The sequence below is a fragment of the Intestinimonas sp. MSJ-38 genome (genome assembly GCF_018917925.1).
Lineage (GTDB): Bacteria > Bacillota > Clostridia > Oscillospirales > Butyricicoccaceae > Pseudobutyricicoccus.
Genome location: NZ_JAHLPO010000012.1, coordinates 17,197 through 33,371, shown reverse-complemented (window position 1 = coordinate 33,371; position 16,175 = coordinate 17,197). Strand labels below are relative to the sequence as shown.

The following is a 16,175-nucleotide window of genomic DNA, read 5'->3' as shown; positions in this document are numbered from 1 at the left end:
GGGAGGTGAAGCATATGAACGAGGAAAATTATTGTGTGTATTCGGTGAATGGCCCGGTGGTCACCGTCAAAGGCGGCCGGGGCCTTGCCATGCAGGACATGGTCTATGTGGGCAAAAGCCGCCTCATCGGCGAAGTGGTGGGCATTGAGCGGGACCATGCCACCGTGCAGGTTTATGAATCCACCACCGGCCTTGCTCCCGGAGAACCGGTGGAACAGACCGGCGCACCTCTGGCGCTGGAACTGGGCCCCGGTCTGCTGGGTGGTATTTTTGACGGCATTGCCCGTCCCCTCAAGGCCATCCAGGAAAAGGGCGGCGCCTTTATCCCCGCCGGTCTGGACATCCCCAGCCTGGACGAAAAGACCAAATGGGATGTGCAGGTGCTGGTAAAAAAAGGGGAGCAGGTGCAGCCGGGACAGATCATCGCCCAGTGCGATGAAAAGGGCAGCATTATGCACAAGATCATGGTGCCTCCCACCCTTTCGGGAGAGATTGTAGAAGTCAGCCTCGATGGGGCCTATACCGTGCGGGATCAGATTGCGCTTCTCAAAACTCCCGACGGCAAGGAACACAGCCTGACCCTTTCCCAGAAGTGGCCCATCCGCCAGAGCCGCCCGGTGAAACTGCGCCGTCCGGTGGATCAGCTGATGGTCACCGGTCAGCGGGTCATTGACACCATGTTCCCCATCGGCAAAGGGGGCTGCGCCTGCGTGCCCGGTCCCTTCGGCGCAGGCAAGACCATCATACAGCACCAGCTGGCCAAGTGGTGCGATGCCGACATTATTATCTATTTAGGCTGCGGCGAACGGGGCAACGAAATGACCCAGGTGCTGGAGGAGTTCGGCGAGCTGCAGGACCCCCGCACCGGAAAGCCTTTGCTCAACCGGACAGTGCTCATTGCCAACACCTCCAATATGCCGGTGGCCGCCCGTGAGGCATCCATTTACACCGGCATGACCATGGCGGAATACTACCGGGATATGGGTTACCATGTGGCTCTGATGGCCGATTCCACCTCCCGCTGGGCCGAGGCCCTGCGTGAGATCTCCGGCCGTCTGGAGGAGATGCCTGCAGAAGAGGGCTTCCCCGCCTATCTGCCCTCCCGTCTGGCGGAGTTTTACGAGCGGGCCGGGTATACCGACAACCTCAACGGCACCGAAGGCAGCGTCACGGCCATCGGCGCTGTATCCCCCCAGGGCGGCGACTTTTCCGAGCCGGTGACCCAGACCACCAAGCGGTTTATCCGCTGTTTCTGGGCTCTGGACCGGGAGCTGGCCTATGCCCGTCATTTCCCCTCCATGAACTGGAATACATCCTATTCGGAATATCTGGCCGATCTGGCTCCCTGGTTTGAAGAGCGCTTCGGGCCCAAGTTTGCCCAGTGCCGGGAGCGGATGGCCCGGCTGCTTCTGGAGGAGAACAAGCTGATGGAGATCGTCAAGCTCATCGGCTCCGATGTGCTCCCCGAGGACCAGAAACTGGTGATCGAATGCGCCAAGGTGGTGCGTCTGGGCTTTTTGCAGCAGGACGCCTACCAGCCCATCGACACCTATGTGCCTATTGAAAAGCAGTACCGCATGATGGATCTGGTGCTCTATCTCTATGACAGCGCCAAGAAGGTGGCCCAGCAGGGCATCCCCATTTCCCAGCTGGTGAGCACGGGGATCTTTGAGATGGTCACCCGTATGAAATACAACATCCCCAACGATGACTTCTCCCTGTTTGACGATTACAAAAAGAAGATCGATCAGGCGGTGGAGCAGGCCATCAGCAAGAATACCCGCCAGACAGAAGGGGAGGTGAAGCGGGCATGAGAATCGAATATACCGGGGTCTGCGATCTGAACGGCCCCCTTCTCACGGTGGAAGGCGTCCGGGGCGTGGCCTATGATGAAATGGCCGAGATCGTCACCAAAGACGGCCAGGTCCGTTCGGGTCGGGTCATTATGATCGATGGCGACCGGGCGGTGCTTCAGGTGTTTGAAGGCACCAAGGGCATCTCTTTGGAGAAAAACAGCGTCCACTTCCAGGGCAAGCCCATGGAGCTCTCCCTCAGCCGGGAGATGCTGGGCCGGGTCTTTTCCGGTGCAGGCCGTCCCATTGACGGCCTGGGAGAGATCTTCCCCGAGGAAAAGCGGGATATCAACGGTCTGGCCATGAATCCGGTGGCCCGTCAGTATCCCAGAAACTGCATTTACACCGGCATTTCGGCCATCGACTGCATGGCCACTCTGATCCGGGGACAGAAATTGCCCATTTTCTCCGGCGCCGGTATGAGCCACAACCAGCTGGCCGCCCAGATTGTCCGCCAGGCCAAGGTGGGCAGCCAGGATGAAAAGTTCGGCATTGTCTTTGCAGGTATGGGCCTGAAAAAGGACGCCGCCGACTTCTTCAAAAAGGACTTCGAGGACTCCAGCGCCCTGCAGCGGGTGGTGATGTTCCTCAACGAGGCCAGCGATCCTATCATCGAGCGTATTCTGACCCCTCGCTGCGCCCTTACTGCGGCGGAATACCTGGCCTTTACCCATGGGATGCACATCCTGGTCATCATGACCGATATGACCGCTTATTGCGAAGCGCTGCGGGAATTCTCCTCTTCCAAAAACGAGATCCCCAGCCGAAAGGGCTATCCTTCCTACCTCTATTCCGACCTGGCCTCTCTCTATGAGCGGGCCGGTATGCTGGAAGGCCAGCCGGGCAGCGTCACCCAGGTGCCCATCCTCACCATGCCCAACGACGACATCACCCATCCCATCCCCGACCTGACCGGTTACATCACCGAAGGCCAGATCGTGCTGGATCGGGATATGGACCAGAAGGGGATGTATCCCCCCATCGGCGTACTGCCCTCCCTGTCCCGTCTGATGAAGGACGGCATCGGCAAAGGCTACACCCGGGAGGATCATCCGCCGGTGTCCACCCAGCTGTTTGCCGCTTACTCCAAGGTGCAGGACGCCCGGAGCTTGGCCAGCGTCATCGGTGAAGAAGAGCTGAGCCCGGTGGACAAGATGTATATGCGCTTTGGACAGCGGTTTGAACAGGAATTTGTGCAGCAGGGTGTTTCGGAAAACCGCACCCTGGACCAGACCCTGGAATTGGGCTGGGATCTGTTGTGCGACCTGCCTCGCTCGGAGCTGAGCCGCATTGATCAGAAGCTGCTGGATCAGCATTATGTAGACCACTCGGCGGCAGGAGGGAGTGAGGACTGATGCCGGTCATCGCGCCCACCAAAGGAAATCTGTCCAAGATCAAGCGTTCCCTGGCCCTGGCGAAAATGGGCTATGAGCTGATGGATCGGAAACGGAACATCCTCATCCGGGAAATGATGCTGCTCATCGACAGCGCCAAGCAGATCCAGGCGGAGATCGATACCACCTTTACCCGGGCCTATTCCGCTTTGCAGGAGGCCAATATCAAGCTGGGCGCCTGCCAGGATATCGCCCTGGCCACCCCGGTGGATGACAGTTTGCAGCTGGGCTACCGGTCGGTGATGGGGGTGGAGATCCCCATTGTCACCGCTTCCGATTTTGAAGCCCGGCTGAGCTATGGGTTTTTCGGCACCGATTCTTCTTTGGATAAGACACTTTATGAGTTTTATCGGGTCAAGAAGCTGTGCGCCACTTTGGCCGAGGTGGAGACCAGTGTCTATCGTCTGGCCAACGCCATCAAAAAGGCCCAGAAGCGGGCCAATGCCCTGCAAAATATCATCATTCCCCAGTATACCGCCTCCATCGCCTATATCACCGGCGTGCTGGAAGAGCGGGAACGGGAGGAATTCAGCCGCTTGAAGGTCATCAAGGCCCAGAAGGCCAAAAAGACATAAAAACAGAATCCCCGGCAAAGAACGAAAATGAACAGCACCCCATTTGTTAGACAGTATGGTATACTATCTAACAAGTGGGGTGTTTTGCTATGCCAAAAGGAGTACCAAATAAACGATATACGCCGGAATTCAAAAAACTGGTGATTGAAACCATGCAGAAAGAGAAATTGAGTTACAGCGAAACCTGCCGTAGATTTGAGGTAAACAGCAGAGATCGAATCAAATCATGGGAGCGAATCTACCTGGAAGAAGGGCCGGAAGGGTTAGCCATCGAACGGCGTGGCCGCAGCAGTAAGGGTCGTCCGCCAAAGCAGCTGCCGAAGCAGGTGGAAGAAGATCTGCTGGCCGAAGTGCAGCGACTGCGTGCGGAGAACGATTACCTAAAAAACTTGCAAGCCTTGGTTTTGGAAGACGAGCGACGCCAGCACAAAAAACGCTGGTAGTTCAGAAGCTAAGGCAAAAACACGCACGATGCAGAGAGAAGACAAATATGCATCTGTTAAGGAAGAAATCGCAGCAATTTACCACGAAAACAGGGGCCGGTACGGCTATCGCCGGATCACGGCAGAACTTCGCAAGCGTAAATTCTCTGTGAACCACAAGACTGTCCAGCGGCTTATGAAAGAGTTGGGCTTAGTTTGCCGTGTCAGGATGAAGAAGTATCGCTCTTATAAGGGAGAAGTGGGCAAAATTGCGCCAAATCTGTTGAACCGGGACTTCCGCGCCGAAAAGCCGAACCAGAAGTGGGTCACCGATGTGACAGAGTTCAGTTTGTTTGGAGAGAAGCTCTATCTCTCTCCCGTCCTTGATCTGTGCAGCAGCGATCTGGTCAGTTACACCATATCGGATCGTCCTGTACTCAGCATGGTAACCACCATGCTGGACGAGGCGTTTGCAAAAATTCCGGACGGAACAAACCTCATTCTCCATTCTGATCAGGGCTGGCAGTACCAACATAAACAGTATCAACAGATGCTCCGGGAGAAAGGTGTTCGCCAGAGCATGAGCCGTAAGGGGAACTGTCTGGACAATGCTGTGATAGAAAATTTCTTTGGGCTGCTCAAAAGTGAGCTGCTATATCTGCAAGAATTTCAGTCCATGGAGCACTTCAAACAGGAACTCGTTGAATATCTGGATTACTACAACAACCGCAGGATCAAGGCAAAGCGAAAGGGCTTGCCGCCTGCAATTCACAGACAGCAAGCCCTTTCGGCTGCTTGAACAATTTTTACTCCAGAATATTGTCTAACTTTTTGGGGTCACTTCAAAAAGTTCTCTGCCGGGGATTTTTTAAATTTTGACAAAGAGGGAAACTTTTTGCCTCTTTTTTTCGTCTCAAGGATTAGAAGAACTTGGCGATGACTTCGGCCACGCCGTCGCCATAGGATTTGGTCGCCACATAGTCGGCGATCTCTTTGACGGCGGGGGAGGCGTTCTCCACGGCCACGCCCAGACCGGCCCATTTGATCATGGCGGCGTCGTTGGAATTGTCGCCGCAGCACACCACTTCATCCGGCGCCACACCATAGCGGCGGCAGATCAGCTCTAGAGCGCTGGCCTTGGACACATCCTTGGCCATGATCTCCACCAGGTAGTCCTTGGAGGCCGCCAGAGTCAGGCTGTCGCCGAATTCCTCCCGCAGCTGACGGTGGATGGTTTCTCGCTCTTCCGGAGATACCACCAGGATCATCTTGGGAGAGGGAGACAGAGGATAGGAAGAAAAATCCCCCACTTCCACCACCGGGTTGTGAATCAGGTCCGGGTCGATATCGGTTTCCTTGGTGCGCTTTTCCACCAGAATCCGGTCTTCGTTGTAAAGCTGTACATAATAGCCGTGTTTGCGGCAAAAGGCGGCGATACCCTTCATGGTTTCCAGAGACAGAGGACGGAGCAGTTCATAGCCCCCTGGCTGGGTGGAGCGGATGAGGGCGCCGTTGTAGGTGGCCAGGGGACAGGTGATGCCCACTTGCCGGGCATAGAATGCGGCAGAGGGGAACATCCGGCCGGTGGCCAGAGTGACCAGAATTCCGCGATCCAGCAGCCGGCGCAGTCCGGCCCGGGCCGCAGGAGCCATGGTCAGGTCTTTATAGAGCAGGGTGTTGTCCAGATCCAAAGCCAGCAATTTATAGGACATGGAAAAGCTCCTTTCCTCATAGAAATCAAGGTGAATGGACAGCAGTTGCCATACCAATTCCATTATAGCTTCTTTTCAAATAAAAACCAAGGGAACATTTGTCCGGTTTATGGGACAGGCAAAGAGATATGATAGGAGCAAAGGAGGTCATAGCATGATACAAAGTGGATTGATGACGGGATTCAGTTTGATTTTAGGGATGGTGTGTATGGCCTGTGCTCTGCGGGATATGCTGCGGCAGAGGAAGGAAGTTTTGAAGGAAGAGTGGGAAGAGAGCAATGTGATCTATGTCCCCAGGCAGTATTTTTTGTCTGAGGATTCTAGCGCCCTGTGCCGTTTTTGAGAAAGGAAAAGGCCGGGCATTCGCCCGGCCTTGAGCGTGTCGAAAAAGTGGCTTAGGCCACTTTTTCGAGTTTTTGCAAGGGGCTGGCGGAGTGCCTCCGCTCCCATACTGCGCTCCCGCGCTGGGCAGGTCCGATGCAGAAAGGCAAAGAAAGTATGGCCGTCCGGCCACCGGACCAGCGGGGCGCCCCGCCCTTGAGAAGTGCAAAAAGCCACGCACAGGTCGCGGCTTTTTGCGGATTTATAGGGGTAGGGCGGACGACCCTTTTCGTTATATAGGTTTTTCGACAGTCTGATGGCCGGGCATTCGCCCGGCCTTGAAAATTTAATAGTGTTCCAGCAGGTCCCAGATGACCCCAATGTATTTGTCAATGTAGCCGCTGGTGTAGAAAGCCAGGTAGGAACTCACATCCCGGGGAAACTCGAACAGGCAGGAGTCATATCCCAGACTGCGGGTGTAGGCGGTAAAATAGCCGTCCCCACCCAGGTAGTTCAGAGAATTGCAGGGGAAATACCGGTGGAAGGTCTGGGAAAGGACGCTGGAAGGGTTGGAAGTGAGAATCTGCTGGGTCCAGCTGTGGGTGTCGATGTGTATATTTTTCCCGGAGCCTTCATGCTGGATGACAAATTCTTTCAAACGCAGAGCCTCCAGGGCCTGCAAGGGAGCGGTGCCGTTGTAATTGCGGTTTGATGTATGGCGCCGGTAGCCGGTTTCAAAGCAGCGATTCAGGTCGATGCCCATGCCGTAGATCAGATTGCCTGCCGTGTCCAGCATGGTGGTGGTGCACCGGCCGGGGCCGTTGTTGGTCCAGCCGGCGGCGACTCCGTCGGGATTGGCACAGGGAATGACATATACCGTCCATCCCAGCCGGTCCACCCGTTCCGCTTCATTTTCCAGGGAGGCGCGGACCTTTTGTCCCAGATAGACCAGCTCGGCCCCATCGGCGGCCCAGTGGTCTTCAAATCCGTGAATGGCAAAATTCAGGATCATCACATTTTCACCGGTGCCGATGCGGTAGGCTGTCATATCCCGGCCTTCGCCGCTTTGGCCAAAGACGATGGTCTCCAGAAGTTCCGGTTCTTCCTCCAGCGTGAAGGTCAGCCGTGTTTCCGGCTCAGCCATACGGGTCAGGAGGGCGGCCGCTTCGCTGCGGCTTACTGTGTTGTTCGGAAGGAAGGTGCCGTATTTGTCGGTGCCGTTGAGGATACCGGCCTGGTACAGGGTGTAGATCTGCTGGCTGTATTCGTCTCCCGGCTCCACACCGGGAAGGGAAGTGACCTGGTTCAGCTGAGGGAAATTGTCCCCCAGGGCGTTGGCGAAAAGATAGGCCATCTCATCCCGGTGAATGGCGGTGTTCATCTCGCCGGCGAAATCCTCCGGGGACCATAAGCCATAGGCCTGCGCTTTTTCCAGCGTTTCGGCATACCAGGGGTCTTCTGATGCGGCAGCGTCTGTTTCCTCCTGTTCTTCCTCCTGTCCCTCTTCCGGCAGAGCATCGGCATCATCTTCCGTTTCATCTTGGGGAAGGGAGCCATCTGCATCGGAGCCCGTTTCCTCCGGCGGCGGGGCCTCCAGGGCCGGAAGCGGGGGATACAGTGTTTCGTAGCATCGGACGGCCGCGGCAATGCCTTCGGCCACCGTCAGAGAGTTGTCCGGATAGAACCGGTCGTTCAGCATCCCCTGCATCAGCCCCATTTGGGTGCATTCCGATACATAGATGGCATACCAACTGCTTTCCTGCACATCGGCATAGGCCCGGACCAGCAGCCGGGCATAAAAAAGCAAGGCACAAACGGCGACCAAAGCGCCGAAGTGCCGGAGCAACTTATTCACTTTACAACACCTCTTGGAATAATTCCTCTATTTTCAAGTATAACACTAAAAAATAAGGAGTAAAAGGGCTTTTTCCGCAAAAAAACCCTTGTTTTTTGTGTTTGGCCGGGAAGCGGCGCTTTTCACTTCCTGGTAAATCTGCTATAATAACCGCAAAACGGTGATTGAGATCTGAAAAGGAGGGGCCATGATGGGATGCGAACTTTGTCCCCGCCGGTGCGGCGCGCGGCGGAAGGAGGGACAGGCCGGGGCGTGCGGCGCTAAGGGGCTGCGTGCGGCCCGGGCGGGGCTGCATCAATGGGAAGAGCCCTGTATCAGCGGCAAAAGAGGAAGCGGCGCTGTTTTTTTCAGCGGCTGTCCCTTGGGCTGCGTGTTCTGCCAGAACTACCAGATTTCCCACGAAAAGGAAGGGAAGGACCTGACGGCTTCCCAGCTGGCCCGGGTGTTTGCCCGGTTGGAAGAGCAGGGAGCCCACAACATCAATCTGGTCAGTCCCACTCCCTATGTGGAGGAGATCATGGAGGCCCTGGAACTATACCGCCCTCATGTGCCGGTGGTTTATAACACCAGCGGCTACGAACGGGTGGAGACCCTTCGGCGCATCGATCCTTATGTGGATATCTATCTGCCCGATGTGAAATATGTCAGCCCGGAGATCAGCAAAAAATACAGTGGGGTCTCCGATTATTTTGAAATGGCATCCCAGGCCCTGCTGTTTATGCTGGAACAAAAGCCCCAGGCGGTTTTTGATGAAGATGGGATGATGCGCCGTGGAGTGATTCTCCGCCATCTGGTGCTGCCGGGAAATCTGCGCCAGACCTATTTGCTGCTGGATTGGATGGAGGAAAACATCCCCAAAGAGACCTATATCAGCCTGATGGGTCAGTATTTCCCTGCCGGGCGGGCGGCCGATTTCCCGGAGATCAACCGGAGGCTGAAGCCGGGAGAATACCAGCGGGCTTGCAGCCGGTTGCTGGGCAAGGGGTTTGAACATGGGTTTTTTCAGGATCTGGAATCGGCCAGCGGGGAATATGTGCCGGACTTTGACCTGAGCGGACTGGAGGCGGAGGAATGAGCAGCAGCGCCCCCATTCAGTGGGAGAGTTTGCCGCTTCCGGTGCGCTTGGTGATGGAGCGGCTGGAAAGCAAGGGGTTCCAGGTCTTTTTGGTGGGAGGCTGTCTGCGGGATCTGCTGCGGGGGGAAAATCCCCAGGATTATGATCTGGCCAGTACCGTTCCGCCGGAGGAGATGGAACAGCTGCTTTCTCCCTATCCGGTGATTGCCACCGGTCTGCGTTATGGCACGGTGACGGCGGTGGTGGAAGGGCAGGCCCTGGAGATCACCCGGCTGCGTCGGGAAGGGGGCTACAAAGACGGGCGGCGGCCCGATTGGGTACTTCCCACAGAGGATATCCGGGAGGACCTGGCCCGGCGGGATTTTACCATCAATGCCATGGCGTTTTCTCCATCCCATGGGTTGATCGATCCCTTTGGTGGAGCGCAGGACCTGGAAAAGCGGCTGATTCGGGCCGTGGGAGAGCCGGGCCGGCGGTTTCAGGAGGATGGCCTGCGGATTTTGCGGGGGCTTCGGTTTGCCTCGCGCCTGGATTTTGATTTGGAGCAGGAGACCGCCCGGGCTTTGGTGGAAAAGCGGCATCTGCTGGGGCAAGTGGCCCAGGAGCGCATCACCGGGGAATTTATCCGCCTGGTGGAAGGTATGGCTGCTCCACGGGTGCTGGAGGAATTCTTTCCTGTGGCTGTGCAGGTGGTGCCGGAATTGCAGACCCTGCAGGGGTTTGAACAGCACACCCCTTATCATATCTACGATGTGTGGCAGCACACCCTTCGGGTGCTGGACGGAGTGGGAGAAGGAAGGGAAGTCCGGCTGGCCGCCCTTTTCCACGACATCGCCAAGCCCCAGTGCTTTTTCCAAGGCCGCCGGGGCACAGGCCATTTCAAGGGCCATGCTGTGGCGGGCGGAGCGGTCACTGGGCAAATTCTCAAGCGGATGCGTTTTCCTACCCAGCTGCGGGAGGAAGTGTGCCAGCTGGTGCGCTGGCACGACGAGGACATTCCCCAAACCGATGAAGCGGTGCGCCGGTGGCTCAATTTGCTGGGGCCGGTGCAGCTGCGGCGTCTGCTCCTTCTCCAGCAGGCCGACAGCCGGGCCAAGTCCCCCCGTTCGGATACTCTGTTTGCCGGGCGGCTCCTCCAGCGGATGGAGAACATTTTGCAAAGAGGGGACTGCTTTACCTTGAAGGCGTTGGCTGTCCGTGGAAATGACCTGAAGGCCATGGGATTTTCCGGGCCTCAGGTGGGGCGTACATTGGAACGGCTTTTGGATCAGGTGATAAAGGACCCAGAGAAAAATCAGCGGGAGATTCTGTTGGCCCTGGCCGACAAATGGGAAATACAATAGAAAAACACATCCCTTTCTGAAAATCTGATACCATAAAATAATCTTATTTTGGATATTTTGAAGGTATCAAATGAAGCGTATACTGAGAAGCGTCTTCAAGGCAGAAAGGGGAAGAACGATGGAAAAGAAAAAGTATTTCACGGTGTATCGCATGGCCGTGGTGGGATTGATGAGTGCATTGGTCTTTGCCTGCACTTTTATCCACATCGATGTGCCGGTGCCCATGAGCAACAAGGTGATGATCCATTTTGGCAACATCATGTCCCTTTTGGCGGCGCTGCTCTTTGGGCCGGTGACCGGAGGACTCTCCGCCGGACTGGGGTCGGCCATTTACGATTTGACCGATCCGGTGTATGCGCCGGAGGCCTGGATCACCTTTTTGATGAAATTTGCCATGGCTTGGACGGCAGGAATGATCGCTCACAGCGGAAACGCCCACGGGGAACGAAAAGGGAAAAATATCCTGGCGGCGGTGTGCGGTGCAGGGACTTATGTGTTTCTCTATGGCTGTAAAACTGTGGTAATGCAGCGTTTTGTCATGGGTGCAGTATGGCAGGCGGTATGGCCGGTGGTCATCAGCAAATGCAGCATTTCTCTTTTTAATGCTGTGCTGGCTTCGGTGTGCTCGGTGGCCCTTATGGAGCTGCTGCGCCGCCCCCTGACCCGGGCCGGTGTATTTGATCGCCTGAACGGGCGGTAAAACGAAGAAAAACAATGGGAAAAAGGCCTCCTTCGGAGGCCTTTTTCTGTGTCTTTTTGTTGCGGCGAAAAATGGGATATGTTATAATCAAAAATGCATATTGTGGCGAATTTATCTAGATCTTTGGGGAAAGTGAATGGCGAAAAAGGGAGGTTGGCATGAAAAAAAGACCTTTTTTTCGGATGGTATCGGCATTGGCCGCCATATGGGTTTTGGCGCAAGGCGGAGGCGTTCTGGCCTATTCTGTGCGTCAGTCCACCATTGAAAGCGAGGACGACAGCCGTCTGACATCGCTGCACCAGTTAATGGAAAAACAGGCGTTTTCCACGGCGGCCGACCGGGAAAAGGCGATGGAGGGCGCGGAATATCTGCTGTTTGACAGTGCTTATGCAGCTGTGGAGGGCGGCACATTTCCCTATCCCAACAGCGGCGGTTATGTGATGAATGTGGATGACGGCATTTACCAGGTGGAGGTGAAGGCCGCCGGATGCTATGCCTATTCCAAGTATGCTTCCTATGTGAGCTATGGGGAATTCGGGGAAAAATGCTGGCTTCGGGATGGGGGTGGACGGGAGATCACCCATACCGATGAGCTGACAGGGGAGATCCTTCGGGATTTTCTGCTGCGCTATGGCCAGATGGGGGAGCATTTGCGGCTGGATGGAGTCCATTCGGTCACTTTCCTGGCCGGGGATGAAGAAGGGTTTTATTTTACGGAATATTCCAGCGATAACGACCCTTTTATCCGGCTGCGTTATGTGACTTATGAGAATTTTGCAGCCTCGGCCCAAAAGGAAAATACCGCGATTTGGTTCCTGGACAGCAATCCCATGGAAAACGATGAGAACTCCGGGAATATCCTGCCCCAGCCGGAAGAGGCACAGGATATACAGGTCTTGGTGCATCTGAACCCGTCTTATAGCCGTCAGGTGGAGCTCACCGTGAAGTCGGGGGAGGCCGTGGGAGCTTTGCCCGTGCCGGAGGGCGTGGAAGGGGCCGTGTTTGCAGGATGGTACACCCATGCGATTTCCGGAGAGCGGGTCACCGAGGCCACGGTGTTTCAGGGAATCTCTTCTGTGGTTCTCTATCCCCGGTATCAGCCAGTCGCAGCAGGGGAACGACACACCGTCACATTGCAAAACCAGCAGGATGGAAGCAATCTTGGTATTTGCCAGGCGGTGAATGGAGATGTGTGGAATCTGCCGGAGCCTGTGATGCAGGGGTATGTCTTTGCAGAGTGGTATGACGGAGAGGGCCGTCTCTATCGCAATGGAGACACCATTGCACTCAGCGGAGATATGGTCCTGTATGCCGCTTTTGAGAAAAGTGCAGCCCAGACCACCATCACTTTGCAGATCGGAAATCCGCTGATGACCATCAACGGCGTGGAGCAGATGATCGATCCCCAGGGAACTGTGCCGGTTTTGCGGCAGGATCGCACTTTGCTGCCTGTGCGGGCGGTGATGGAAGGCTTGGGCGGTACGGTGGAGTGGGATGGAGCGAACCAGACGGTTTCTCTGACCCGGGGGGAGCAAACGCTGTTTTTGCGCATTGGCAGCACGGTGGCCTGGGACAAAGACGGCGCCCGGTTTATTCTGGACAGTGAGCCCATCCTCCTCAATGACCGCACAATGCTGCCCATCCGCTTTGTGGTGGAGTATTTCGGCGGCACAGTGGAATGGGTGGGAGAAACCCAGACTGTGGAAATTGCGGGGTGAATTTTACCCGGAAGCGGGTGTTTTTCACACAGCGTGTGGCATCTGTGGAGAGAGACCGATACTAAAGTAAAACTCAAACATGAATCAGGGAAATCTCTTTTCGTGGGAGATAAGGAAGAGAGATTGCGAAAAAACAGGGAGAAAAAGGATTTAAAATATGTGGGAGTTTTTTGAAAAGTTAGATGAGATGGTGTATGTATCCGATGTGGATACCCATGAACTGATTTACATGAATGAGCATCTGCGGAATTCATTGGGCTATCAGAACCATGAAGAATATGTGGGAAAAATGTGTTATGAGGTGCTGCAAGGGGCCGCCAGCCCCTGCGAGTTCTGCACCAACAGCCAGCTGAAGGAAGGGGAATTCGTCACCTGGACTCATAAAAATCCAGTGCTGAACAAACGGGTGCTGCTGAAAGACAGTATGATCCATAAGAATGGCCGGAATTATCGGATTGAGCTGGCCATCAATGCCGACTCTGAGGCCGCGTGCCAGAGTACATATTATTATGCACGCAGCGAAACCATACTCAACGAATGCATCCAGCAGATCTTTTCCACCACCAATGCGGAAGAGTCCATCAGCAGGATGCTGGCCTATATCGGCAAAACCTTTGCCAGCGACCGGTCTTATATTTTTGAGATTACCGGAAATGGTATTGCCACAAATACCCATGAATGGTGTGAAGAGGGAGTGGAGCCTCAAAAGGATTTGCTGCAGAATATTCCCGTGTCGGCCATTGATTGGTGGTTCTCTTTGTTTGACAAAGATAAGGTGACCGTCATTTCCGATCTGGAAGATATCCGCAACGAATATCCGGAATCCTATGCCCTATTGAAGCCTCAGGGCATTCACTGTTTGGCTGTGGGCCCAATCAAAGAAGAGGGAAAAACCATCGGTTTCATCGGCGTGGACAATCCGGATAAACAGATGATGCCCATGATCGAATCCTTTATGAAGGTGATCGGCTATTTTACCGTCACCCTTTTGCGACAGCGTGATCTGCTGGAGCGGATGAATAACCTGAGCTATCACGACCAGCTGACAGGGGCCTACAACCGCCATGCCATGAACGAGCAATATGGGAAACTGCCCATGGACTCGGTGGGCGTTATTTATTGCGATATCAGCGGCTTGAAAGAGGTCAATGACAACCAGGGGCATGAAGCGGGCGACCGGCTGATCTGCCATTGCTGTGGCCTGATCTGCCAGGGGGACAAGGACTGCAAAGTCTATCGGGCCGGCGGAGATGAATTTGTGGCGGTGTATGCCGATTGCGGAAAAGAGGAGTTTCAGAATAAAGTCTCTCAGCTGCGGCAAAAGATCAAAGAAGATCAATGCCATATGGCGGTAGGGTATGCTTGGTCCGATCAAAAACCGCTGGAGCTGGAAAAACTCATCGCTCAGGCCGACCAGGTGATGTACCAGGACAAACGGAAATATTATAGGATCAACCGGCACCGGCCCGGCGTGGAGCGCCGCCATGTGGATGTGCAGCATTTCCCGGAGGAAAATGCAGAGCAAACGCCGTTTCAGCGCTTTTTGAACAATTCCGGCGGCGATATGGAGTCGCTGTTTCAATCGATATCCCAAAACAACAATTCCAGCTATTTCTATCTGGGAGATATGCAGAAGGATCTCTACTATATCTCGGATAATATGCGGCAGGATTTTGGATTTGAGAGCAATCTGGTTCCAGGGTTTTTGCAGCGGTGGTCCCAGCGGATCAGTACGCCGGAAGTCTGTGATTTGTTCTGGCAGGATATTTCCGGTATGATGCGGGAAAAACGCACCGTTCACGACATGAGCTATTGGGTACAGGATGCCAAAGGGAACAACCAGTGGATCCGCTGTTACGGCATTTTGAAATGGAACAAGGACAAAACAGAGCCTCTGTTCTTTTCCGGCCGGATCACCCATCAGGACACCGATTTTGTGGTGGACCCCATCACCGGCCTGCCCCGGGAACAGATGTCCTTCCAGCAGATGAAGGAACTGAAAAAGAACGGAGAAAAAACCATTGTCATCGGCTTCAGCCTCAATGGTCTGGCCGCCATCAACAGCACCAGAGGACGGGAATACGGCGACCGGCTGCTCAAGCGGGTGGCCGATGCTCTGATGGAGAAATTGTCCTGGAAAATGTCCTTTTACCGTCTGGAAGGGGCCCGGTGCATGGCCATCGTCAATCCTGTGTGCGTTGAGGAAGGCCAGGAAAGCCTGGTGCAGCAGATCCGGGATACCGTGCGGGCCTCCTACGATGGCATGGACATCTCTGTGCAGAATCCCTGTTCCTGTGGTGTGATTCAGTATCCCAGCGAGGATATGGCAGAAGAAGATCTGGTGGAAAACCTGGTTTCCCTGATTCGGGTGGCCAAACAGGAAAGCAAGAAGTCGTTTGTGGATTATTCTGCCCGCAGCATCCAAAAAATCAAGGAAATGTCCAATCTGGCGCTGGCATTGAGCCAGGATGTGGACAACAATATGGAGAATTTCCGCATCGTTGTTCAGCCGATGGTGTCCGGCGGAGACGGCCGGGCCATTGGGGGAGAAGTGCTGCTGCGGTGGTCCTTTGAAGGAAAGGATGTTTCACCGGGAATCTTTATCCCGCTTCTGGAGGAAAATAGACTGATCCAGCGGGTAGGCCGGTGGGTCTTTGAGCAGGCCGTGAGCACCTGTGTCCGTCTCCATACCTATGACCCTGCTTTTTACCTGACATTTAATGTGAGTTTGCATCAGCTGTCCGACAGCGCTTTGCTGCCCTTTATGAAAGAGACGCTGGAAAAATACAACCTGAAGGGCTCCAGCCTGGTGGCTGAGCTCACCGAAAGCGCGCTGGATGAGCATCCGGAGCAGTTGAATAATTTTACGCAGGAATGCGAAAAAATGGGGCTGTTTATCGCTCTGGACGATTTTGGAAGCGGCTATTCTTCTCTGCGGATGCTTTTGCAATATCCCTCCAGCATCATCAAGTTGGACCAGTCTTTGGTGCAGGAAACGACCGAGTCGGAAGCCAAGATGAACTTTATCCGAAGCATTGTGTTTGCCTGCCATCAGTTTGGAAAAACGGTGTGCATGGAAGGCGTGGAGCAGGCCGAACAGAATGAGATCATTCTCAATACAGGCTGCGATATGATCCAGGGGTATTATTATTTCCGCCCCATGGAGCTGCGGGACCTGTATCGCCTGGTCAGCCAGATGTGATGGGA

At 54.9% G+C, this 16,175-nt stretch carries 12 protein-coding genes and 1 pseudogene; 11 read left to right on the top strand and 2 right to left on the bottom strand.

All coding sequences use genetic code 11. From position 1 onward, the window contains the following. Positions 1-14: 14 nt before the first annotated feature. The 5 genes and pseudogenes from KQI26_RS08830 to KQI26_RS08810 form a co-directional block, all read left to right on the top strand. Positions 15-1,814, top strand: coding sequence for a V-type ATP synthase subunit A (locus KQI26_RS08830; protein ID WP_216504132.1), 1,800 nt, complete (start codon positions 15-17; stop codon positions 1,812-1,814). Beyond that, the gene (locus KQI26_RS08825) at positions 1,811-3,208 is read left to right on the top strand and encodes a V-type ATP synthase subunit B (protein ID WP_118427438.1); all 1,398 of its coding nucleotides are present in this window, start codon (positions 1,811-1,813) and stop codon (positions 3,206-3,208) included. Before KQI26_RS08830 ends, KQI26_RS08825 begins: the two co-directional genes overlap by 4 nt. Continuing rightward, complete coding sequence (locus tag KQI26_RS08820; RefSeq protein WP_118427436.1) at positions 3,208-3,822, top strand: V-type ATP synthase subunit D; 615 nt, start codon at positions 3,208-3,210, stop codon at positions 3,820-3,822. Before KQI26_RS08825 ends, KQI26_RS08820 begins: the two co-directional genes overlap by 1 nt. Positions 3,823-3,911: 89 nt before the next feature. After that, complete coding sequence (locus KQI26_RS08815; RefSeq protein WP_216504131.1) at positions 3,912-4,265, top strand: helix-turn-helix domain-containing protein; 354 nt, start codon at positions 3,912-3,914, stop codon at positions 4,263-4,265. Positions 4,266-4,290: 25 nt separating this feature from the next. After that, positions 4,291-5,043: pseudogene (locus KQI26_RS08810) on the top strand (IS3 family transposase); the annotation flags it as partial. Between the two features lie 121 nt (positions 5,044-5,164). Here the strand turns inward: KQI26_RS08810 and KQI26_RS08805 are convergent. After that, entirely contained in the window at positions 5,165-5,956 is a 792-nt protein-coding gene (locus KQI26_RS08805; RefSeq protein WP_216504129.1) for a Cof-type HAD-IIB family hydrolase, read from the bottom strand. Positions 5,957-6,110: 154 nt separating this feature from the next. On the opposite strand from KQI26_RS08805, the gene KQI26_RS08800 reads away from it, so the two are divergent. Then, on the top strand, positions 6,111-6,299 hold the full coding sequence (locus KQI26_RS08800) for a hypothetical protein (protein WP_216504128.1): 189 nt from the start codon (positions 6,111-6,113) through the stop codon (positions 6,297-6,299). A gap of 324 nt (positions 6,300-6,623) precedes the next feature. On the opposite strand, the gene KQI26_RS08795 is transcribed toward KQI26_RS08800, so the two are convergent. Continuing rightward, positions 6,624-8,132, bottom strand: a complete 1,509-nt coding sequence (locus tag KQI26_RS08795; protein ID WP_216504127.1) for an S-layer homology domain-containing protein — start codon at positions 8,130-8,132, stop codon at positions 6,624-6,626. A gap of 187 nt (positions 8,133-8,319) precedes the next feature. Here KQI26_RS08795 and KQI26_RS08790 point away from each other — a divergent pair, with 187 nt between their 5' ends. The 5 genes from KQI26_RS08790 (at position 8,320) to KQI26_RS08770 (ending at position 16,170) form a co-directional block, all read left to right on the top strand. Next, entirely contained in the window at positions 8,320-9,207 is an 888-nt protein-coding gene (locus KQI26_RS08790) for a radical SAM protein (RefSeq protein WP_253292765.1), read from the top strand. Beyond that, on the top strand, positions 9,204-10,550 hold the full coding sequence (locus tag KQI26_RS08785) for a CCA tRNA nucleotidyltransferase (protein WP_216504126.1): 1,347 nt from the start codon (positions 9,204-9,206) through the stop codon (positions 10,548-10,550). Before KQI26_RS08790 ends, KQI26_RS08785 begins: the two co-directional genes overlap by 4 nt. A gap of 118 nt (positions 10,551-10,668) precedes the next feature. Then, complete coding sequence (locus tag KQI26_RS08780; RefSeq protein WP_216504125.1) at positions 10,669-11,250, top strand: ECF transporter S component; 582 nt, start codon at positions 10,669-10,671, stop codon at positions 11,248-11,250. Positions 11,251-11,408: 158 nt separating this feature from the next. Further along, the gene (locus KQI26_RS08775) at positions 11,409-12,968 is read left to right on the top strand and encodes a stalk domain-containing protein (RefSeq protein ID WP_216504124.1); all 1,560 of its coding nucleotides are present in this window, start codon (positions 11,409-11,411) and stop codon (positions 12,966-12,968) included. Between the two features lie 157 nt (positions 12,969-13,125). Next, positions 13,126-16,170, top strand: coding sequence for an EAL domain-containing protein (locus KQI26_RS08770; RefSeq protein ID WP_216504123.1), 3,045 nt, complete (start codon positions 13,126-13,128; stop codon positions 16,168-16,170). The last annotated feature ends 5 nt before the right edge of the window (positions 16,171-16,175 follow it).

Excerpts from the sequence above, each read along its gene's own strand:
- KQI26_RS08830 (WP_216504132.1), top strand. The coding sequence starts at position 15 with ATGAACGAGGAAAATTATTGTGTGTATTCGGTGAATGGCCCGGTGGTC.
- KQI26_RS08825 (WP_118427438.1), top strand. The coding sequence starts at position 1,811 with ATGAGAATCGAATATACCGGGGTCTGCGATCTGAACGGCCCCCTTCTC.
- KQI26_RS08820 (WP_118427436.1), top strand. The coding sequence starts at position 3,208 with ATGCCGGTCATCGCGCCCACCAAAGGAAATCTGTCCAAGATCAAGCGT.
- KQI26_RS08815 (WP_216504131.1), top strand. The coding sequence starts at position 3,912 with ATGCCAAAAGGAGTACCAAATAAACGATATACGCCGGAATTCAAAAAA.
- KQI26_RS08805 (WP_216504129.1), bottom strand. The coding sequence starts at position 5,956 with ATGTCCTATAAATTGCTGGCTTTGGATCTGGACAACACCCTGCTCTAT.
- KQI26_RS08800 (WP_216504128.1), top strand. The coding sequence starts at position 6,111 with ATGATACAAAGTGGATTGATGACGGGATTCAGTTTGATTTTAGGGATG.
- KQI26_RS08790 (WP_253292765.1), top strand. The coding sequence starts at position 8,320 with ATGATGGGATGCGAACTTTGTCCCCGCCGGTGCGGCGCGCGGCGGAAG.
- KQI26_RS08785 (WP_216504126.1), top strand. The coding sequence starts at position 9,204 with ATGAGCAGCAGCGCCCCCATTCAGTGGGAGAGTTTGCCGCTTCCGGTG.
- KQI26_RS08780 (WP_216504125.1), top strand. The coding sequence starts at position 10,669 with ATGGAAAAGAAAAAGTATTTCACGGTGTATCGCATGGCCGTGGTGGGA.
- KQI26_RS08775 (WP_216504124.1), top strand. The coding sequence starts at position 11,409 with ATGAAAAAAAGACCTTTTTTTCGGATGGTATCGGCATTGGCCGCCATA.
- KQI26_RS08770 (WP_216504123.1), top strand. The coding sequence starts at position 13,126 with ATGTGGGAGTTTTTTGAAAAGTTAGATGAGATGGTGTATGTATCCGAT.